Here is a 20,885-nt window from a genome sequence, read left to right as displayed (position 1 = left end):
CGACAGGGCATGTCCGAGACGCGCGAGACCGTGAAGAAGCTCTGGATCGACAACGCCGAGAGGGAGGCGCTCTCCGGCGAGACGTTCGAGACCGCGAACCCCGCGACGGGCGGCGCGCTCGCGCGCCTCGCCCGCGGCCGCCGCGAGGACGTGGACGCCGCCGTCGCGTCCGCGCGCGCGGCGTTCCCGGGCTGGGCCGCGCTGGATCCGAACGAGCGGGCGCGCATCCTGTGGAAGGCGGGGGAGCTGATCCTCGCCCGGTGCGAGGAGCTCGCGCACCTCGAGGCCGTCGACACGGGCAAGCCGATCACCGCGGCGCGCACGATCGACGTGCCGCGCACGGCGGACACGTTCTTCTACTTCTCCGGGTGGGCGACGAAGCTCGGCGGCGAGACCATCCCTGTGCGGGGTCCGTTCCTCAACTACACGGTGCGCGAGCCGCTCGGCGTCATCGGCGCGATCATCCCGTGGAACTTCCCGCTGCTGCTCGCGGCGCGGAAGGTCGCGCCGGCGCTCGCCGTGGGCAACACGGTGGTCGTGAAGCCGCCGGAGGAGGCGAGCCTCACGACGCTGGAGCTCGCGCGCATCCTCGCGGAGGCGGGGGTGCCGCCGGGGGTCGTCAACGTGGTGACGGGCCATGGCGAGGAGGCGGGCGCGGCGCTCGTCGAGCACCCGGGCGTCGCGAAGATCTCGTTCACGGGCGGCACGGACACGGGCCGGGCGATCATGCGCGCGGCGGCGGGGACGCTGAAGAAGCTGTCGCTGGAGCTCGGCGGCAAGAGCCCCAACATCGTCTTCGCGGACGCGGACGTGGAGAGCGCGGCGAAGGCGGCGGTGACGGCCGTCTTCTACAACCAGGGCGAGCTGTGCACGGCGGGGAGCCGGCTGCTCGTCGAGCGGTCGGTGCACGACCGCGTGCTGGAGACGGTGACGCGCGGCGCGGGCCGGCTCGTGCCGGGCGATCCGCTCGATCCGTCGACGCAGATGGGCCCCCTCGTGTCGGAGGCGCACTTCACGAAGGTGCTCGGCTACATCGACCGGGGCGCGGCCGAGGGGGCGCGCCGCGAGGTGGGCGGTCGGCGCGAGGGCCCGGGGTTCTTCGTCGAGCCGACGGTGTTCTCGGCGGTCTCGGAGTCGATGAGCATCGCGCGCGAGGAGATCTTCGGCCCCGTGCTGGCGGTCATCCCCTTCGACGGCGTCGAGGAGGCCGCGCGCCTCGCGAACGCGACCGAGTACGGCCTCGCGGCCGGCATCTGGACGCGCGACATCGGCAAGGCGCACGCGCTCGCGTCGCGCCTCGCGGCGGGCACGGTCTGGATCAACACGTACAACCGGTTCGACGCGGCGAGCCCTTATGGCGGGTACAAGCAGTCCGGCTACGGGCGGGAGAACGGCCGCGCGGTGCTGGACGAGCTCACGCAGCTCAAGTCGGTCTGGGTCGCGCTCGGCTGAGCCGGGCGTGGGTCGCGCTCGGCTCAGCCGAGCGCCGCGAAGCGCGGGAATCGCCGAGAGGCGGAGAGTCGCCTAGATGCGGAGAGCTGCCGAGATGCGGAGAGACTCTCGCTCTCCGCATCTCGGGGCTCAACTCGCGCTGTCGACTACTTCGTCGTCCCGGCGCCCCTCGCGCCGGCGCCGCCGGGGGTCGCCGGCGGCGGCTGGACGCCGCCCTGGCCGCCCGGGCTCCCCGCCGTCACGCCGGTCTGGCCGGCCTGGTTCCCCGACTGCGCGCCGGCCGCGCCCTGCGCGCCCGCCGAGCCCTGGTTCCCTGCGCCCGCCGCGCCGGTCGTCGCGCCGCCCGGCGCTCCGGCGCCGGTCGGGGTCCCCGTCGCGCTCGTCGTGCCCGTGCCGGTCGTCCCCGCCGGGCCGAGCTTCTGCGCGAGCGCCTCCGCCTCCTTGAGGTGCTTCTCGATCGTCGGGCGGAGATCCTTCTCGATCATCGCCTTCAGATCGGCGTTCTTCGCGTCCTGCAGGATCCGCCGGTCGAGCAGGTCGAGCGTCTTCTGGTGGTCCTGGACCATGGTGGCCACGAACTGCTGATCGAAGTCGGCGCCCTGCAGGGCCTTGAGCTGGGTGACCGCCTGCTGCGTCTCGTCGGTGAGCTGCTTGCTCTTGTCCGACTCGGCCGCCGTGATGCCGAGCTTCTTCACGAGCTGGGCCTGCTTCGTCTTCGCCTGGGTGTGGTGCTGGGTGATCATCCGGGCGTAGGCCTTCACGTCCTTGTTCTTGGCCTTCGTCTGCGCGAGCGTGGCCTCGTCGATCTCCTTCTTGTTGGCGGCGTCGAGCACGGCGACGATCTGCTCGTCCGTCAGCGGGGCCTCGGGCGGCGCGCTCGGCGTGGTTGTGGTGGTTGCCTCCGTCTGCGCGTCGGCGCTGGGCTGCGTCGCCGGCGGCGGCGCGGTGTCGACCGGCGGCGGCGGCGGGGCAGCGGGCTGGGTCGGCGGCGGCGTTGCTCCGCTCGCCGAGCTCGGATCGCTCGCCGGCGGCTGGTTCGAGCAGCCGACGCCGAGGGCGAGACCGAGCGAGACGACGAGAACGTTGCGCGATGCGACCATAGATCGAGACCTCCTCACGTGGGTTTGGGTGCCCGGCCGTGTGCAAGATCGGTGCACAAGGCGAGCTCATGGTTTCCCCGCATTTCGCGCGATCCGTGGGGTGGACCACTGTCGCAAATCGCCACGGCGGGAGCGATGTTGCCTCAGCAGGAGCTTCCGGACACGGGGCCTCGCGGCCTCCGGCGCGCCGCGGTCGCCTTGGCCACGACGGGGTAGCACCACCGCACACATGGCGACAGGGGCTCTGCCTGGTCGCTCGCAGCGCGGCGCACGGGTTGTGAGGAGCTGCCAGCGGATGATCCCTTCAACGCCTTCCGGCATCACGGCGGGCATCGGAGGAAGAGAGAAGTGTCGTTCATCGGACCGTCCGTGCGCTCGATGCCTTCCGGCATCACGGCGGGGAGCGAGGTTGAACGAAGCCCGTGGACCCGCCCGCATCGCCTGCGGCGAAGCTCCGCGCGCTTCGCGCAATGTCCTGCACCACCTGCGGCGAAGCCCCGCGCGCTTCGCGCAATGTCCTGCACCGCGAGGCGATAAAGGACGATAAGAGGAACTTTCGCAGCGAAGACGAAGGACGCGAGCGCCTCGGCGGAGCAGATCCTCCGCCTGCTCGGCGCCACGACGACACCCGAGCAAACGCTCTGGAAAGGCTACCAGGCGCGCGCCGCCAAGCTGCTCTTCCGCCATTACGACGAGGCCGTCCGCGTCGTCCGGTTTCTCTTCTATTACGACGACCCCGAGGGCCGCTTCCCCAACCTGTACACGGCGACGCGCGCGCCGGCGTCCCCCCGGCCCGACAAGGGCGACACGAAGCCGGATGCTGGCGCCGTGACGCCCGAAGCCGCCCCTGTCGCGCCGCCCGTCGTCGGCATCGCCTGATCCGGACGCGCGCGCTCCCCTGCGGCGCCCCGCCATCCCCTCCACCGCGCCGCTCGTGCCCTCCGGTCCGTTGCGCTAGGGCATCGGCATGCGCCTCTACACGTTCCTCCACTCGCCCAGCGCGCTCAAGGTGCGCCTCGCGCTCGCCGAGCTCGGCGTCGCCTACGAGCCGATCGAGGTCGACCTGTTTCGAGGCGAGCAGCGCGCCGAGGCGTTCGCCCGGCTGAACCCGCACCGGAAGGTGCCCGTCCTCGAGGACGGCGCGCTCGTGCTCCGGGAGTCGAACGCCATCATCGCCTACCTCGGCCGCACCCAGGGGACGACGCGCTGGCCCGACGTGCCGACGTCCGAGGCGAGGGCGCTCCAGTGGCTGTTCTTCGACAGCGCGCACCTGACCCCGCACTGCGGCGTCCTCTGGTGGACCAACGTCGTCGCGCCGAAGACGGGCTTCCCCGCCCCCGCCGAGGCGGTCGTGAAGCGCGCCGCCGACGAGGCGACGCGCGCGCTCGACCTTCTCGAGGCAGAGCTCGGCGAGCAGCACTACCTGCTCACGAGCTCCATGTCGCTCGCGGACTGCGCCATGGCCGCCGCCCTCGCGATGCTCCGCGGGTCGCACCTCGACGACGCCGAGCGCTGGCCGCACGTGACCGCCTACCGCGAACGGCTGCACGGCCGCGAGAGCTGGGCCGAGGCGCGCGGCGACGCGATCACCGAGCTCGGTTGAGCGACGCGGCAGCCCGGCGCGCCCGCGGCTCCCCAGGGGCAGCGCGCCCGCGGCTCCCCAGGGGCGGCCCGAGGGCAGCGCGCCTGCGGCTACCGCCTCGCCCTGCGGGCGAGCCCGCGCGGGTCGCGGCCGATCGGCTCGCCCAGCTCGAACGCCGGATCACCGGCCCTCGCCGGCGGCTCCTGCGGCTCGCCCGCCTCGAGGGGGCCGTGCGCTCGCTCGGCCTCGGCGATCGATGGGTAGTGCTCCACGTCGCCGTCCACCCGGAAGCCGCCACCACGCGCCGGGCGCACGACGCGGCCGAGGGCGAGCCCCTCGTCCCAGTAGCCCCCGTGCTCGACCGCGATCGCCGCGCCGACGGCCACCTCGGAGAGCCGCGAGAGCGCGCCGTCGGGCCGGCTTGGCGTGGGCCGCCAGCGCAGGATCGTGTCCTCGGGGAGCACCACCACGGCGTGATCGCCGGACAGCTCGGAGATCCCACGGGCGAAGCGCACGCGGCACCCCGGCGCTCCGGCTCTCCATCCGCGCTCGCGGCCGGCGGCCCCCTCCTCGGCCACCCCGCCGGCAGCGTCCTCCGCCAGCTCGATCGCCGGGCCCTCCGCCAGCTCGATCCCCGGGCCCTCCTCCGCCACCCCGATCGCAGCGCCCTCCTCCGCCAGCTCTATCGCGACGCCCTCCGCCACCTCGATCGCGGCGAGCTGCTCCGGACGCGGATCCTCGAGCGGCGCCATGCGAAGTCCTTCCTCCCCGGCAGCTTCCGGCCGAGGGCGCAGCGCCGTCAAGGCCGCGGCCCCGTGCCACGCGCTTGACGCCCTGCCAGCCCGGCTGGTGCGATGCCCCCGTGGCCTTGTTCGACCCGTTCCCCGTCCTCACGACGCCTCGCCTCCGGCTCCGCGCGCTCGGGCCCGGCGACGCCGAGCGCGTCTTCCGTCTCCGGTCGGATCCGGAGGTGACGCGGTACCTCGGCCGCGCGCCCGACAGCTCCCTCGCCGACGCGGAGCAGCACCTCGCCGTCATCCGCGAGGGCATCCGCACGGACGCGGCGATCTACTGGGGCATCACGCGGAAGGAGAGCGGAGAGCTCGTCGGGACAGGAGGCTTCTGGCGCTGGAACAAGCCCCATCGCTGGGCAGAGATCGGGTACGGGCTCCTGCCGGAGCTCTGGGGACAGGGCATCATGACCGAGGCGCTCGGCGCCATGCTCCCCTTCGGCTTCGAATCGATGGATCTCCACCGCGTCGAGGCCCAGCTCGACCCGGAGAACCGCGCCAGCGCGCGCCTGCTCGAGCGCCTCGGCTTCGCGCGCGAGGGGCAGCAGCGGCAGAACTGGTACCACGAAGGGCGGTTCACCGACACGGCGGTCTACGGGCTCCTCCGCGGAGAGCTCAAGCGCGGAGAGCTCAAGGCCGCCGCGACGTGATCCGCGCGCTCGCGCCGACCTCGGCGCCGCCGCTGCCGCCGCGCGGCGCCGCCGCGCCGACCTCGCCGCCGCCGCCGCGCGGCGGCCCCGCGCCTACTTCACCGCCTCCGCTCCGCCGCTGCGCGCCGGCGCCGGCGCCGCTGGCTCGCCCTTCCGCTCCAGGTTGAGCTGGATGCGCGCGGGGGACTCGGACGTGATCTCCACCGTCTGCGAGACGCCGTCGCTCGACCGCGCCTCCACCGAGAGCGACACCCCCGGCTTCGGCCGCGCGATGACCTGGCTGCCCACGCCGAGCACCACGTCGTTCAGCCGCACCACCGCGGCGCTCGGCTGGACCTGCACCGCGATCGGATCCACGAGCGGCCGGTGCTCCCGCGGCCGGCTCAGCGCGACGAACATGAGCGACGCGACAGCCACCCCCGTCGACACCGACGCGATGAGCCACGGCAGCGCCACCGGGCGCAGCGCGTCGCTGCCGGCGCGCATCAGCCCGCCGATGCCCCGCCGCGGCTCGGTCCGCGCGCTCCGCGGCCGGCTGTCGGAGAGCGGCCCCGCGCTCAGCGTCGCGCCGGGCTTCGGCCGCCACCCCGGGCGCTGCTGCGGCGCGGTCGCGCCCGCGATCTTCTGCCGCTCCTCCTCCATCGCGTCGCCGCAGCGCGCGTTCAGCAGCTCCGCCACCTGCGCGGTCGTCATCACGCCCGACCGGCGCATGAGGAAGTCCTCCAGCGCGATCGCCATCTCGCCCGCCGTCTGGAAGCGCTGCCGCGGATCGCGCGCGAGCGCCTTCAGGATGATCTCCTCCAGCTCGCGCGGGCACTGCGGCGCGATGAGCGTCGGGCGCGGCGGCTCCGGCACCCCGGTCTGCGGCAGCACGAGGTCGTGCAGCACCTGGAACGGGAGCGCGCCCGTGACCGCCTCGAAGAGCACGACGCCGAGCGAGAAGATGTCCGAGCGACGGTCGACCGGGTAGCCCTGCGCCTGCTCGGGCGACATGTACTCGCCCTTGCCCTTGATCTCGCCGGTCTGCGTCGTGTCGCCGAGCCGCTCGAACGCCTTCACGATCCCGAAATCGGCCACCTTCACCGTGCCGTCGCGGTCGATGAGGATGTTCTGCGGGCAGACGTCGCGGTGCACGATGCCGAGCGGCTCCCCGCGCTCGTCGTGGAGCTCGTGCGCCGCGTGGAGCCCGTGCGCCGCGTCGGCCACAATGCGCGCGGCGATCGCCGGGGAGATCGGCATCGGGCGCAGCCCCGGCCGGAGCAGACGCTGCATCGTCTGCCCGTCGATCCACTCCATCACGAGGAAGAGCACGCCGTCCGAGTCGCCGAGGTCGAGGATCTCGACGACGTTGCGGTGGTGGATCTTCGAGGCGAGGTTCGCCTCGTCGAGGAACATGCGCTGGAACTGCGGGTCGTTCGCGAGCGCCGGGATCAGCGTCTTCAGCGCGACGACCTTGTGGAAGCCGCGGGAGCCCTCCATGCGCGCGGCCCACACCTGGGCCATCCCGCCCTCGCCGATGAGGCGCAGAAGCTCATATCGCCCGAGACGCTGCCCCGGAGCGGGGTCCTCGGAGATCCGCATGGCTCACCAGACGCTTGTGCTCGGAGAGCCGCGCCCGCGGCCTCCAGGAGCAGCACGGGCCGCACGATCGCGGCCCCCTCTCTCCAGGCGCTCACAATAGCCAAGCACGACCGCGCCGCAAAGGATCGTGTGGGCCGAGGGCCGCCCGCGCGTCGCCGGCGCCCCTCAACGCACAGCGCCACCGCGACGGCGACCCCGGGCCAGGGCCGCGGGAGACGCACGCCACCGCGACCCCGGGTCAGGGCCGTGGGAAGCGCACGGCGCCACAGCGACCGGCGACCCCGGGTCAGGGCCGTGGGGCCCGCAGCCCCGGACCACGCCCCCCGCCCGGCGATCACGACCCCGGCGACCACGACCCGCGCGGCGACCACGACCCGCGCGGCGACCACGACCCCGGCGGCCTCGATCCGCGTCGCCCCTCCGCCGCGCCCCTGCTATGGCCGGAGCACGATGACGAACGCGACAAGCGCCCCTCCGCCCGACCGCGGGGGCCGAGCCCCGGCCTCCAGAGCCCTGTTCGACCGCGCGGCCGCCGTCCTGCCCGGCGGCGTGAACAGCCCGGTGCGCGCCTTCCGCGCCGTCGGCGGCGACCCCCTCTTCATCGCCCGCGCGCAGGGATCGCGGCTGTTCGACGCCGATGGCGCCGAGTACATCGACTACGTCGGCTCCTGGGGGCCGGCCATCCTCGGCCACGCGAACCCCGCCGTCGTCGAGGCCGTCCGAGAGGCCGCCCTCCGCGGCCTCTCGTTCGGCGCCCCGACCGAGCTCGAGGTGCGCTTCGCCGAGGCGATCCGCGAGCTCTACCCGAGCATCGACATGCTGCGCTGCGTCTCGAGCGGCACCGAGGCGACCATGAGCGCCATCCGCGTGGCGCGCGGCTTCACCCGCCGCGACGTGATCATCAAGTTCGAGGGCTGCTATCACGGGCACGCCGACCACCTGCTGGTCAAGGCGGGCAGCGGGCTCGCCACCTTCGGCGCGCCCGACTCCGCCGGCGTCCCCGAGAGCGTCGCCCGCGCCACGCTATCGCTGCCCTACAACGACCCCGCCGCCCTCGAGGCCGCCTTCGCCGCCCGCGGCGGCGACATCGCCGCCGTCATCCTCGAGCCCGTCGTCGGCAACATGGGCTGCGTCCCGCCGGAGCCCGGCTTCCTCGCCCTCGTCATCGACCTCTGCCGCAAGCACGGCGCGCTCTCGATCTTCGACGAGGTGATGACCGGCTGCCGGCTCGCCCGCGGCGGCGCGCAGGAGCGCTTCGGCCTCCGGCCCGACCTCACGACGCTCGGCAAGGTCGTCGGCGGCGGCATGCCCCTCGCGGCCTACGGCGGCCGCGCCGACGTGATGCGCGTCGTCTCGCCGCTCGGCCCCGTCTACCAGGCCGGCACGCTGAGCGGCAACCCGCTCGCCGTCTCGGCGGGGCTCGCGACCCTCGAGCGCCTCACGCCCGACCTCTACGAGCGGCTCGAGAAGCTCGGCGCCGCGCTGGAGGAAGGCCTCCGGGCCGCCGCCAGGGGCGCCGGCGTGGACGCGTGCGTCCAGCGGGTCGGCTCCATGATCACGCTCTTCTTCACGAAGGGCCCGGTCCGCTCCTGGGCCGACGCGTCCACCTCGGACACGAAGCGCTTCAGCGCCTTCCACGCGGGGATGCTCGCCCGCGGCGTCTACTGGCCCCCGTCGCAGTACGAGGCGGCGTTCCTGAGCGGCGCGCACACCGAAGAGGACATCGATCGGACGGTCGCCGCCTGCCGCGAGGCGCTCGCGGCCTGAGATCCGGCGGGGCCCGCGGCCCCGCCGGCGCGTCAGTCCGCGCTGCGGACCCAGCCGTTGCGGTAGTAGTTGCCGCGGGCCGTGGGCCAGAGCAGGCAGTTGTCGGACGACTGCGGCACCGTGTACACGTACGTGCACGGCTCCGGGTACTGCCCGTCGATCCACCCGATCTCGCGGAGCGACACGACGATCTCGATCGTCCCGTCGCCGTTCACGTCGGCGAGCGTCGGCACGGGCATCGCGCCGAGCCGCGGCAGCGGGAGCTTGTGGAGGACCTTGCCGCCCGCGTCGAGGACGAAGAGGTGGCTCTTGTCCTCGTCGGTCGAGTAGGTGTTGAACACGATCTCGGGGATGCCGTCGCCCGACAGGTCGCCGACGACGACGCCGCCCGTGAGCACCTGCGTGTCGTCCGTGTACCGGACGTCCCAGAACTCCGTCTTGTCGGCGTAGACCGCGTGGATCCGCCCGTCGAGGCCCGCGAAGATCATCTCGGGGCCGGGGCGCGTCGCGTCGATGTCGGCCACGGTCACCTGCTGCGTCGCGGCCACGATGTTGCCGCCGAGATCCTCGCCGCCGGACAGGTAATCCGGCGCGTAGAACGGGCTCTCCCAGCCGTCGATGCGGCTCGCGTCGGGGCGGACCACCCAGAGGCCGACGCCCTGGGACTGGTCCGACATGTCCACGTCCTCGGCCGCCGCCAGCATGACGACCTCCGGCTTGCCGTCGCCGTCGACGTCCGCGATCGCAGGGGCCGAGTTCTTGAAATAGGCCTGGAGCTCGTCGCCGTCCCCGAAGCCCTGCATCGCGAGATCGAGATCGTGCATGTACCGCACGCCCGGCGTCTTCGGGCGGTTCCGGAACATGGGATTCGCGTCGAAGGCCTCTCCGGTGCCGTGATAGAAGCCGGCATAGGAGTTGTCCATCGGCGAGACGATGTCCTGCGCGCCGTCGTCGTTGAGATCGCCGATGGCCAGGTTCTGGTCGTAGGCGCCGACGATCCAGCACTCGGCGTCGTCGCTGCGGCGCGCGTCGCACCCGATCGTGCCGCTCGCGATCGGCGGGAAGCCCGCGATCGGCGCCCCACCCGCCTCGAAGGCCATCAGGATGTCGGGGGACCTGTCGGTGCTCGCCGCGACGACGTCGAGCTGACCGTTGCCGTCGACGTCGCCCGCGGCGATGGCGCGGATCTCGTCGTTCCAGGTGACGGGCCAGCCGCTGACGACCTGGCCGTCCGCGTCGAGCATGTAGATCGTGGTGCGCGCGGCGATGACGACCTCGAGCCGCTCGTCGTCGCGGAAATCCGCGACGATCGGGCTCGCCCAGATGCGGCCGTGCTGCCGCGCCTCATCGAAGCGCCACCGCTGCTCGCCGTCGGGGCCCCAGGCGACGACGTTGCCGTTGTGCGTGACGAGGATCTCCTTCGTGCCGTCGCCGTCCAGATCGGCGACCGCCGGCGACCCGAGCCACGCGCTCTCGTCGTCGTCGGAGAGCTGGAGCAGGAGCTGGGGCTCCGCGACAGCGGTGGACCCGCCGCCCGCCGCGGGGGCGCACGACGCGGCCGCGGGCAGCGGCCTGGAGCCCCCGGGGACGCTGTGCTGGCCGCCGCTCGAAGAGCTGCTTCCACCGCCGCGCGGGGGCGTGCCGTCAAGATTGCCGAGCTGCCCCTCGCAGGCGGCAAGGGCGAGCACACTGGCAAAGAGAGCAGTCCTGCCGGGAATTACTGAACCTCGGTTGCAGACAAAGGACTTCAGCATGCCGGGAGCTTAACAGCGGATTCGCACCCCTCGAGCAATGGAAGTAGAAAATCACGCATCTCAGCACACACCGGACGGTGCGTTACGCTCCCCCTTCAGGCGGTGAGGTGGGAGCGTGTCCCTGACGCTCTGTGACAACCCGCGCCCCTCGCCCCGCGCAGGCGCCTCAGGGCGTCAGGGACGCGCAGCGCGGACGCACGGCGGGAGGCGCATGGCGGGGGTATGGGTGAGGGGATGTGCTGTGCTAGTCTCCGCCGCCATGAACGTATCGCGACGGCTTTGGATCGCCGCCGCCGCCGGAGCCCTCCTGCTAGGCCCGATGGCGCTCGGCTGCAGCTCGAATCCCGCTCCCAAGACGGCCAAGGTGCAGGCCGGGGACATGCCCGAGGGCGGCGACTGGACGGGGGTCTATTACAGCGAGCTCTACGGCTACCTCCACCTCGTCCAGGACAACGACGCCATCTCGGGCAAGTGGATCCGCCCCGTCAAGGATCGCTGGGGCGAGCTTCACGGCTCGGTGACGGGCGACCTCATCAAGTTCTCGTGGACCGAGCATGTCATCGGCGCGATCGGGCCGAACTCGAAGAAGGAAGGCCGGGGGTACTTCAAGTACGTGCGCCCGGAGGGCGAGAACGTCGACGACAAGCTGGCCGGCGAGATCGGCCGCAACAAGGACGAGGTCGGCGAGCCCTGGGAAGCGATCAAGCAGCGCAACATGCTGCCGGACCTCGCGTCGATCGGGGGCACCGGCAGCTCCGACATCGGCGGCGGCGACTGGGACGCGGAGAACCAGGAGTCCGGCACGCCCGAGCCGCCTGCCTCACCGTCCGACGAAGCGCCTGCCGAGCCGCCCAGCCTCTGACATAACAGCACCCGCCGCCGGGGCCCCCGGGCCCTGACCGACGAAGCGCACCGCGAGGCCCCCACCCGGGGGCCCCTGACCGACGAAGCACCTGCCGGGGCTCCCCGGCCTCTGACAGAACAGCACCCGATGACCCAACCGCAGCCGCGAGGCATTCAGTTCCGCGAACCCCCCATCTTCGAGCGCGGCACGCCGGGCAGGACCGGCGCGTCGCTGCCCCCGCTCGACGTGCCCGACGTCGATCCGGGCGCCCACTACGGCGCGCTCGCGCGCAAGGAGCCGGCCGGCCTGCCCGAGGTGAGCGAGCCGGAGGCCTTCCGGCACTTCGTCCGCCTCTCGCAGTGGAACTTCTGCATCGACGGGCAGATGTACCCGCTCGGGTCGTGCACGATGAAGTACAACCCGAAGATCAACGAGTGGGCGGCGCGCATCCCGGGCTTCGCGAAGCTGCACCCGATGACGCCCGACGAGCTGAGCCAGGGCTCGCTCGAGGTGATGTGGCGCCTGCAGGAGGCGCTCTGCGAGGTCAGCGGGATGGACGGCTGCTCGCTGCAGCCGTCGGCGGGCGCGCAGGGCGAGCTCGCGGGGCTGATGATGATGCGCGCGTTCCACGAGTCGAAGGGGCGCTCGCCGCGGAAGGTCTTCATCCCGGAGAGCGCCCACGGGACGAACCCGGCGAGCTGCGCGCTCAACGGGCTCGTGGCCGTCCGGATCGAGAAGAACGCCGACGGCATCACCCACCCCGAGCAGGTGCTCGCCGCGATCGAGCGCGAGGGGTCGGACGGCGACGTCTGCGGCCTGATGATCACGAACCCGAACACCCTCGGGGCGTACGAGACGCACCTGCCGACGATCATCAAGCTCATCCACGACAAGGGCGGGCTCGTCTACGGCGACGGCGCGAACACGAACGCCATCATGGGGCACGCGCGGCCGGGCGACGTGGGCATGGACGTCATCCACATCAACCTGCACAAGACCTTCACGACCCCGCACGGCGGCGGGGGCCCCGGCGCCGGGCCGGTCTGCTTCAAGAAGCACCTGGAGCCGTTCCAGCCCTCGCCCGTCCTCGTGAAGCGCGGCGACGCGTTCGCGTGGGACCACGACCGGCCGCAGAGCGTGGGGCGGCTCCGGGCCTTCACCGGCAATTTCGGGATGTTCATCCGGGCGTACGCGTACATCCGGGAGATGGGCGGCGAGGGGCTCACGACCGCGAGCAGCCTCGCGGTGCTGAACGCGCGCTACCTCTGGGCCAGGCTGAAGGACCACTACCTGGCGCCGGTGCCGCAGCCGTGCATGCACGAGGTGGTGCTCTCCGACAGCCAGATCGAGAAGGAGACCGGGGTCAAGACGCTCGACATCGCGAAGCGGCTGCTCGACTACGGCTTCCACGCGCCCACGGTCTACTTCCCGCTGGTCGTGCCGGGCGCCCTGATGATCGAGCCGACCGAGACCGAGACGCGCGAGACGCTCGACGAGTTCGCGGCCGTGATGATCAGCATCCTCAAGGAGGCGCAGGAGACGCCCGAGGTGGTGAAGCAGGCGCCGCACGGCAGCGTGGTCGGGCGCCTCGACGAGGCCCGGGCGGCGCGCCAGCCGCGCCTGCGGTGGTCGAGGACGTGAGCGCCGCGGGGGAGGCCGCTGCCCGCGGGCGGCCTCCTCGGGCGGGCGTCGCGAGCGGGCCGCGCGCGCCAAATTCGCGAATCTCCGCCGGACGCGTCTACAATGAGCGACGAGGGACCGCGGTGAGGTACCTCACGGGACGAGCGACGCGTGGCCGATACCGTTGAGAACGAAGGCGACATCGAGACGATCAGCCAGACCACGCCGGTCTCGGTCGGAGACACCGTGCGCCTCGTGTTCCGCGCGTACGACGAGGCGACGCCGCCGTTCAACATCAAGATCCGCTCCCCCTCGGGCAAGATCATCATCGAGCGCGTGCTGCGCGACCTGCCGACCGGCAAGCCGCAGAGCGCTTCGCCGGTCGAGTTCAGCGCGTCGGCGCCCGGGGAGTACAAGATCGAGATCAAGCAGCTCTACGGCAAGCAGAAGGGCACCGCGGTCCTGCGCGTGAAGCCCTGAGGGGCGCTAGGTCGAGAAGCCGGGCAGGAGCATTCCCGTCATGCGGTCGGGGCTCACGATGCCCTGGTCCTGCATCCAGCCGTTCGCGGCGGCGACGGCGGCGCGGCCCTCGTCGCCCTGGAGCAGCTCGCCGTGGCGGCGGCGCGCGGCCGCGGCGTAGAGCGCCATGCCGGCGGACTCGAAGCCGCGCACGGCGTCGGCGAGCGACTGGAGGGCCGCCTCCGACTCGCCGCGCGACGCGGAGACGGCGGCGCGCACGGACGCGGCGAGCGGGTCGGCCCAGGGCATGTGCTCCGCGTCGAGCTTGCGGGCGGCGCGGAGCGCCTCGTCGTGGAGCGGCTCGGCGTCGGAAGGGGCGGCGGCGGCGGCGGCGAGCGCGGCGCAGGCGCGGAGGTGCGTGATGATGATGCGCACGGCCTGGATGCGCAGCACGAGCGAGCTCTCGATGCCCGACCGCTGCTCGGCGAACAGACGGTGCGTGGCCTCGCCCTCGCCCCGGTACAGGCCGATGTGCGCGCGGGCGACGAGGTCGAAGTAGCTCTGGAGCTGGAAGCCCGCCCTGGACCAGCTCCGGATCGCGTCCTGCGCCTGGCGCTGCGCGGCGTCGGGATCGTCGCCGACGAGCCAGTAGGCGTTGCTCTGCGACGAACGCAGGCTCGTGGCCAGGTAACGATCGCCGCGCTCGTCGGCCGCCTGCAGGTACATGGGGACCCGGCGCATGAACTCGCGCGTCTCGCCGCCGTACCAGAGCGCCCAGACCGAGAACGCGTGCGCCCAGCTCCGCTCCCACGTGACGCCGGTACAGCGCTCGCGGAAAATGACGTCCGCACGGTCGAGATCCGCCACGCCCTGCTGCCAGCGGCCGAAGAGCGTGGCCGTGACGCCGCCGACGAAGCCGACGAGGCCGAGCGCGTGGGGGCGGCCGATGCGCGAGGCGATGGCGCTCGCCGTCGAGAGCAGGTCGGCGACGCGGGCGGCGGAGGGGCCGCCGTCGACCGCGAGGTAGGTCGCCTCGAAGGCGAGGGCGCGGGTCACGCGGTAAGGCTCGCCCGCCTTGAGCGAGAGCAGCAGGTTGCGCGCCTGGAAGTCGGCGCCGCGCGTGGGGTCGACGATCGCGAGGCCCATCGCCGCCGACCAGCAGACGTCGATGCGCATGAGATCCTCGGGCGAGATCTCGTCGGCGGGGCGCTCGACGAAGTTCAGCCCGCGCAGGCGCACCTGCGCGCGCCGCAGCATCAGCGACGCGACGGCGAGCTCGGGGGTCTTCGGCACCTGCATGCCGACCGCGTGGAGCACCGAGCGCAGGCCCGCCATGCCGGCGTCGACGTAGCCGGCGCGGAGCAGGTTCTCCGCGGCGCGGCGCCCGAGATCGATCGCCTCCGCCTCCGGGGCGCCGTCGCTCGCGGCCATGTAGGCCTCGGCGGCCTTGGCGCCGCGGCCGGCGCTGCTCAGCGCGTCGCCGAGCTTGGCGAGCACCACCCGCCGCTCCGCGCCGCCGGGGAGGTGGAGGTCGATCGCCATGCGGTAGAGGCGCGCCGCGTGATCGAACGCGAACGCGGCCTCGGCCTGCTCGCCGGCGCGCACCGCGTAGCCGGCGGCGCGCTGGGGGTCGCCGGCGGCGCGCCAGTGCTCGGCCAGCGCCTCGAGCTCCGCGCGCCCGGAGGCCTCCAGCGCCAGGGCGAGCCGGCCGTGCCAGCTCCGCGACGTCTGCTCGTCGAGCCGGGTCGCCACCGTCTCGCGGATGCGGTTGTGGAACGGCTCCACGAACTCGTCCTGGCCCGACCCGCCGGTCCGCACGAGGTTCGCGGCGCGCAGCGCGGAGATCACCCGCGTGAGCTCCGAGAAGTCCGCGGCCATGGCGTGCGCGGCGACCGACGTGAGCACCGGCGAGCCGGCGCACACGACGAGCTCGAGGAGCTGGCGCGCCCGCGGGTCGAGCCGGCTGATGCGCGCCCAGAGGACGTCGTCGAGGCGCACCGGGCCGCTGTCGCCCTCCTGCGCGAGGCGGTGGCGCAGGAGGGCGTCGATGAAGAGCGGGTGGCCGCCGGCCTCCTGCGCGATCGCCTCGATGCTGAGCGGGCGGCCTGTCGGCGCGCCGCGGAGCAGCAGCGCGCAGAGCTCCTGCGCCTCGGCGAGCGACAGGCGGTGCAGGATGATGTGCCCGAGCGCGTCGGCGGGCACCCCGAGCTGCCGCGAGACCGGCGGCGCCGACTCCGAGGCGGTCCGCACCGCCGCGACGAGCATCATCGCGCGCGGGCGCGAGGGGTCGGCCGGCGCGCCCGCGGGGCCGTCGAGGCCGGCGAACGAGCCGGGCCTCGCCGCGGCGCCGAGGTCGGCCTCGGTCCACGGGCGCATCACCTCCGAGAGGAGCGCGATGCTGTCGGCGTCGGCCCACTGGAGATCGTCGATCGCGAGCACGAGCGGCCGCTCGGCCGCGAGCCGGCCGAGCAGCTCCCGGAGCGCGGCGAAGACGAGCGCGCGGATCTCGGGCGGGTCGATCGCCTTGCGGCGCGCGCGGGCCTCCGTGATCGCGGGGACGGTCCGGAGCACCGGGAAGACGGTGCCGAGCAGGCCCGCGTTGGGCGGCAGGAGCGCCTTGATCTCCTCGGGAGGGCGGCGCGCGAGGTGCCGGCTGAGCGCGTCGATGAGCTCGTCGACGGCCTTGTACGGGACCGCCTCGCGCTCGTAGCAGCGCCCCGCGAGGACGAGCGCGTCCTTGTCGATGCGCTCGAGGAAGCGGCGCAGGAGCGCGCTCTTGCCGACGCCCGACTCGCCCTCGATGAACCGCGTGACCGCGCGCCCCATCCTGGCCTCGGCGAACGCGCCCTCGAGCGCGGCGAGCTCGCTCTGCCGGCCGACGAAGCCGATGCGCTGCGAGAGGACCGGCGGCTCCTCGATGAGCTCCTGCACCCGGAGCCGCCGCAGCACCTCGCGCGCGGTCGGGCGGGCGGCGGGATCGATGCGGAGCATGTCGACGCAGAGCTCGTCGATGTCGGGCGGCATGTTCTCGACGAGCCGGCTCGGCGGCGGCGGCTCGGCCCGCCGCATCATGTCGAGCGTCGCCTTGGGGGCCGTCTGGAACGGATACACCCCCGTCAGCGCGAGGTAGAGCATGACCCCGACACTGTAGATGTCGGCCTCGGGACCGGCGGCCTTGGCCTCGGCCTGCTCGGGCGCCATGTAGTGAAGGGTCCCCACGACGGCGTTCTCGCGGCCGGCGCCGCTCGCGTCTGCGACGAACCCGAAGTCGAGGACGACAACCCGCCCTTCCGCGGTGACGAGCACGTTCGACGGCTTGATGTCGCGGTGGACCTTGTAGGCCGCGTGCACCGCCGCGAGCCCCTGAGCGAGCTGCGCCAGCGCCGAGCGGAGGCGGGCCTCGTGGAACGGGCGCTTGATGCGGGGCTGTTCCTCGCCGGCGGGGGCCTGGAGGTTCCACAGCGGGCTCGACGGCAGGGTGGAGCGCCGCCCGCCGCCCGCGGGCTCGCCCCGCGGCGCGGCGTCGCCCTCCTCGTGGAGCCGCACGTGCACGACGAAATCGACTCCGCGGATCAGCTCCATGGTGAAGAAGAGCTGCCCCTCTTCCTCGTGGAGCTCGCCGAGGCTGACCAGGTTGGGGTGCTGGATGTCCTGCAGCGCACGGAACTCGTTCTTGAACCGGAGGCGCGCCTCGGCGCTCAGATTCCGGAGGATCTTGAGGGCGACGCGCCCCTTTCGCTCGCGGTCGAAGGCCTCGTAGACAACCCCCATCCCGCCGACGCCCACGACGCGAACGACCTGGAAGCGACGCGTGCCTCCGAACTCGGGTCTCGCGCTCCTCAGGCCCATGCGTGGACCAAGAAATCACCGGCGCCGGGCGGTGGCAAGCCGTGCGTAGACAGCGCGTAGACAGCGCGTAGACAGCGCGTCGACAGCGCGTCGACAGCGCGTCGACAGCGCGTGGGAAGCGCGTCGAGGCGCGTGGCAGCGCGTGAAAGCGCGTGAAACCGCGCGGAGGCCCCTGGCAGCGCGCAGCGCCGCGCAGCGAGCGCGCCGGGCCCGCAGGGCGCGCCGGACGCGCGCTGGTCGCGCGTGCGGCGCTGAGGCCGCGGAGAGCGCGTTGGGCGCGGCGGGCCCGCGACCCGCGCGCTCGTCGCGCGGCGCGCGCGCGGGTCGCGGGCGCGCTCCGGGCCTGACGGGGACGCTCGTCACGGCGCGAGCAGGATCGGCAGAAAGGTGGCACCTCCAAGGGAAGGGCGGTAGCGTAGCCGGCCTGCGAGCGAGAAGAGCCCGGCCGGGTGCATGCCGTTCAGCCGGTCAGCACGGCGCGCACCCAGTTGACAACCGGAGGGCATCATGGTCTGCGTAGTACGCTCCGAGGCTTCGGAAGCGGTTCCGAGAGCGCCACGCGCGAAGGGTTTGCTGGGGTGATCCAGAGGTTGAGAGACTTCTTCTCGTCGTCGGCGCGGCGCAGCATGGCGCCCCCGGCCGAGAGCGCGGACGATCACTACCCGGGATGTAGCCTCGTTGTAGAGAATGTCAGCAAGAGCTTCGGCAAGACACAGATACTGAACGACGTATCGTTCACGGCGGAGGCCGGCGAGTTCGTGACGCTCCTCGGGCCTTCCGGCTGCGGAAAGACGACGCTGCTGCGCATCATCGCGGGGCTCGATCGCTCCGACCGGGGGCGCATCCTCCTCGCCGGCAGGGCGGTTGACCACCTGCCGGCGAACCGCAGGCCCGTGAACACGGTGTTCCAGAACTACGCGCTGTTCCCGCATCTCACCGTGTTCGAGAACGTGGCCTTCGGGCTGCGGTCGCGGAAGTTCCCGGATCCCGAGGTGCGCGAGCGGGTGCGCTCGAGCCTCTCGATGCTCAAGCTCGATGATCTCGCGGAGCGGTACCCGCACCAGATCTCTGGCGGCCAGAAGCAGAGAGTCGCGCTCGCCCGGGCGGTCGTCAACGAGCCTGAGGTGCTGCTGCTCGACGAGCCGATGTCCGCCCTCGACGCGAAGCTGCGCGCCGAGGTGCAGCTCGATCTGCGTCGCCTCCAGCGCGCGCTCGGCAAGACGTTCGTGCTCGTCACTCACGATCAGGACGAGGCGATGACGGTCTCGGACCGGATCGTGCTCATGAACAAGGGCCGCATCGAGCAGCAGGGCGCGACGGCCGAGGTGTACGAGCGGCCGCAGAGCCGCTTCGCCGCCGAGTTCTTCGGCGCGGCCAACATCATCTCGGCCCAGCGGGTCGGCGCCACGCTCGTGTTCACGACGGTGGGCGCGCTGCGGGTCCAGACCACGCCTCAGTGGGAGTTCGGCACGCTCGCGATCCACCCCGAGTGGATCGAGCTCTGCGAGACCGAGCCGCCGGAGAACGGCGTGCGCGGCGTGGTGCGGGAGAGCTTCTATCGCGGCGACCACGTGGAGCTCATCATCGAACCCGGGCCGCTCAGGGTGCAGCTCAGCCCCCGCTCGCGGCTCAAGCCCGGATCCTCGGTGTGGCTCGCCCTGCCCGCCGAGCGGCTCGAGGTGCTCAGTGACTGAGCCCACGGTCTGGTTCGGGCAGCTCACGACGCGGCGCAGGCTGCTCGCCCGGGGCTTCTTGTTCATCGCGACCGGCGTCTCCTGGCTCACGGTATTCCTGCTCTTGCCGAGCCTCGCGCTCCTCGTCGTCTCGTTCGTGAAGCGCGACGCGGACGGCGCCCTCATCTGGGAGCTGACGCTCGAGTCGTTCGCGCGCATCTTCGGCTCCGCTTCGGGCGAGAACGCGCGTATCCTCATCAGGAGCATCGTCCTCGCCCTGATCGCGACGAGCGCCTCGGTGATGCTCGCGTATCCCATGAGCTTCTTCATCGCCCGCGGCTCGCGGCGCCGGCGGTTCTTCTGGCTCGGGATCATCATCGTACCGCTCTGCACGAACCTCGTGATCCGCACGTTCAGCTGGAAGCTCCTCCTGTCGGCGCAGCTGCTGCCCGCCAAGCTCGCCGCCTGGCTCGGCTGGATCGACCCCGGCCGCGACATCTATCCGAGCTGGACGGCGGTCACGCTGGGCCTCGTCGCGGCCTCGCTGCCGTTCGCGGTGGTCCCCCTCTACACGAGCATCGACCGCCTCGACTGGTCGCTCGTGGAGGCCGCGCAGGACCTCTACGCCTCGCGGCTCCGCGTGTTCTTCGCGGCGATCTTGCCCCAGACCCTCCCCGGGCTCAGCGTCGCCGTGATCTTGACGTTCGTCCCCGCGATGAGCGTCTTCGTGGTGAGCGACATGCTCGGCGGCGCGAAGCACTGGCTGATAGGCAACCTGATCCAGCACCAGTTCGGCCCTGGCCGGAACATCCCTTATGGGGCGGCGCTGAGCCTGATCCTCATCATCCTGACGCTGGGCGGGGTCACCTTGTATCGCCGGAACGGGCGCTCGGTGGAGATCCTGTGAGCGGCGGCCGCGGCCCCTGGCGCGCGCTGACGACCGTCGCCGCCTTCGTCGGCTTCGGGCTGCTTTACCTGCCGCTCCTCGCCGTGGCCGTCTACTCGTTCAACGCGGCGGAGCGGGGCCTGGTCTGGACGGGCTTCTCGGTGCGCTGGTACCTCGAGCTCTTCGCCGATCCCGAGACCAGCCGGCGCGCCCGGGAGATCCGCGAGGTGGCCGTGAACACGCTGCTGCTCGGCGGCGCCTCGACGCTCATCTCGACGGTCCTCGGGACCTTGCTCGCGCTCGGGATGCGCTTTCCGTGGCCGACCTCCGTGAGCCGCATGCTCGAGTCGATCGTCGACATCCCGGCGGTCGCGCCGGACATCACGTTCGCGGCGGTGCTGGTGATGGCGTTCAACCTGCTCCGCCGGGTGGTGGACTGGTTCGACCTCGGCATGACGACGATGATCATCGGCCACGTGACGTTCGAGATCGCGTTCGTCACGCTCATCGTCCGCAGCCGCCTCATCTCCATAGGACCGACGCTGAGCGAGGCCGCGATGGACCTCTACGCGTCGCCCTGGACCCATTTCCGGCGGGTCACGCTCCCCCTGCTGTGGCCGGCGATCGTGGGGGGCGCGATGCTGGCATTCACGATGTCCCTCAACGACTTCGTGATCAGCTTCTTCACGTCCGGCCCGCGCTCGGTCACGCTCCCGCTCTTCGTCTACCACTCTCAGGTGCGGGGCATGCGGACCGATCTGTTCGCGATCTCGACGATCCTCGTGTTCGGCGTCATCGTGTTCATGATGATGGTCGAGCGGCTGACGCGCTGGAGACACGATTGAGAGCTCGCTGACGCGCCCCGGCCCGGCGGCGC

15 protein-coding genes are annotated in these 20,885 nt (G+C 72.5%); 10 read left to right on the top strand and 5 right to left on the bottom strand.

The features are described 5' to 3' along the window. Positions 1-9 precede the first annotated feature (9 nt). Positions 10-1,452 carry an aldehyde dehydrogenase family protein gene (locus tag WMF24_RS47645; protein ID WP_437734143.1) on the top strand — a complete coding sequence of 481 codons (1,443 nt, stop codon included), beginning with the start codon at positions 10-12 and terminating at the stop codon, positions 1,450-1,452. A 146-nt stretch (positions 1,453-1,598) separates the two neighbouring features. On the opposite strand, the gene WMF24_RS47640 is transcribed toward WMF24_RS47645, so the two are convergent. Further along, positions 1,599-2,552 carry a DUF4142 domain-containing protein gene (locus tag WMF24_RS47640; protein ID WP_437734142.1) on the bottom strand — a complete coding sequence of 318 codons (954 nt, stop codon included), beginning with the start codon at positions 2,550-2,552 and terminating at the stop codon, positions 1,599-1,601. Between the two features lie 967 nt (positions 2,553-3,519). On the opposite strand from WMF24_RS47640, the gene WMF24_RS47635 reads away from it, so the two are divergent. Continuing rightward, the gene (locus tag WMF24_RS47635) at positions 3,520-4,155 is read left to right on the top strand and encodes a glutathione S-transferase family protein (protein WP_437734141.1); all 636 of its coding nucleotides are present in this window, start codon (positions 3,520-3,522) and stop codon (positions 4,153-4,155) included. Between the two features lie 89 nt (positions 4,156-4,244). Here WMF24_RS47635 and WMF24_RS47630 read toward each other — a convergent pair whose 3' ends face one another. Then, the gene (locus tag WMF24_RS47630; protein ID WP_437734140.1) at positions 4,245-4,886 is read right to left on the bottom strand and encodes a hypothetical protein; all 642 of its coding nucleotides are present in this window, start codon (positions 4,884-4,886) and stop codon (positions 4,245-4,247) included. Between the two features lie 110 nt (positions 4,887-4,996). Here WMF24_RS47630 and WMF24_RS47625 point away from each other — a divergent pair, with 110 nt between their 5' ends. After that, positions 4,997-5,575, top strand: a complete 579-nt coding sequence (locus WMF24_RS47625; RefSeq protein WP_437734139.1) for a GNAT family N-acetyltransferase — start codon at positions 4,997-4,999, stop codon at positions 5,573-5,575. Positions 5,576-5,668: 93 nt separating this feature from the next. Here WMF24_RS47625 and WMF24_RS47620 read toward each other — a convergent pair whose 3' ends face one another. Further along, the gene (locus WMF24_RS47620; RefSeq protein WP_437734138.1) at positions 5,669-7,156 is read right to left on the bottom strand and encodes a serine/threonine-protein kinase; all 1,488 of its coding nucleotides are present in this window, start codon (positions 7,154-7,156) and stop codon (positions 5,669-5,671) included. A 450-nt stretch (positions 7,157-7,606) separates the two neighbouring features. On the opposite strand from WMF24_RS47620, the gene hemL reads away from it, so the two are divergent. Continuing rightward, positions 7,607-8,923 (top strand): glutamate-1-semialdehyde 2,1-aminomutase, encoded by a 1,317-nt coding sequence (gene hemL, locus WMF24_RS47615; protein WP_437734137.1) that lies wholly within the window; start codon positions 7,607-7,609, stop codon positions 8,921-8,923. Between the two features lie 32 nt (positions 8,924-8,955). Here hemL and WMF24_RS47610 read toward each other — a convergent pair whose 3' ends face one another. Continuing rightward, on the bottom strand, positions 8,956-10,611 hold the full coding sequence (locus tag WMF24_RS47610) for an FG-GAP repeat domain-containing protein (RefSeq protein ID WP_437734136.1): 1,656 nt from the start codon (positions 10,609-10,611) through the stop codon (positions 8,956-8,958). 325 nt (positions 10,612-10,936) lie between these two features. On the opposite strand from WMF24_RS47610, the gene WMF24_RS47605 reads away from it, so the two are divergent. The 3 genes from WMF24_RS47605 to WMF24_RS47595 all read left to right on the top strand — a co-directional run bounded on the left by WMF24_RS47605 (position 10,937) and on the right by WMF24_RS47595 (position 13,621). Then, positions 10,937-11,539: a hypothetical protein gene (locus WMF24_RS47605; protein ID WP_437734135.1), complete on the top strand. Its 603-nt coding sequence runs from the start codon at positions 10,937-10,939 to the stop codon at positions 11,537-11,539. A gap of 129 nt (positions 11,540-11,668) precedes the next feature. Then, positions 11,669-13,162: an aminomethyl-transferring glycine dehydrogenase subunit GcvPB gene (gcvPB, locus tag WMF24_RS47600; protein ID WP_437734134.1), complete on the top strand. Its 1,494-nt coding sequence runs from the start codon at positions 11,669-11,671 to the stop codon at positions 13,160-13,162. A gap of 150 nt (positions 13,163-13,312) precedes the next feature. Continuing rightward, complete coding sequence (locus tag WMF24_RS47595) at positions 13,313-13,621, top strand: hypothetical protein (RefSeq protein WP_437734133.1); 309 nt, start codon at positions 13,313-13,315, stop codon at positions 13,619-13,621. Between the two features lie 6 nt (positions 13,622-13,627). On the opposite strand, the gene WMF24_RS47590 is transcribed toward WMF24_RS47595, so the two are convergent. Further along, positions 13,628-17,449 (bottom strand): serine/threonine-protein kinase, encoded by a 3,822-nt coding sequence (locus tag WMF24_RS47590; protein WP_437734132.1) that lies wholly within the window; start codon positions 17,447-17,449, stop codon positions 13,628-13,630. Positions 17,450-18,027: 578 nt separating this feature from the next. Here WMF24_RS47590 and WMF24_RS47585 point away from each other — a divergent pair. From WMF24_RS47585 to WMF24_RS47575, 3 genes are read left to right on the top strand one after another with little or no spacing between them, the layout of a single operon-like run. Then, positions 18,028-19,143 (top strand): ABC transporter ATP-binding protein, encoded by a 1,116-nt coding sequence (locus WMF24_RS47585; protein WP_437734131.1) that lies wholly within the window; start codon positions 18,028-18,030, stop codon positions 19,141-19,143. Further along, positions 19,136-20,029 carry an ABC transporter permease gene (locus WMF24_RS47580; RefSeq protein WP_437734130.1) on the top strand — a complete coding sequence of 298 codons (894 nt, stop codon included), beginning with the start codon at positions 19,136-19,138 and terminating at the stop codon, positions 20,027-20,029. The genes WMF24_RS47585 and WMF24_RS47580 overlap by 8 nt, the downstream gene beginning before the upstream one ends. Beyond that, complete coding sequence (locus tag WMF24_RS47575) at positions 20,026-20,853, top strand: ABC transporter permease (RefSeq protein WP_437734129.1); 828 nt, start codon at positions 20,026-20,028, stop codon at positions 20,851-20,853. Before WMF24_RS47580 ends, WMF24_RS47575 begins: the two co-directional genes overlap by 4 nt. The last annotated feature ends 32 nt before the right edge of the window (positions 20,854-20,885 follow it).

The sequence above is a fragment of the Sorangium sp. So ce1335 genome (assembly GCF_051521615.1).
In the GTDB taxonomy this organism is placed as follows: Bacteria; Myxococcota_A; Polyangia; order Polyangiales; family Polyangiaceae; genus Sorangium.
The sequence above is the reverse complement of the archived record's forward strand: the minus strand, read 5'-3'. Positions and strand labels throughout refer to the sequence as shown.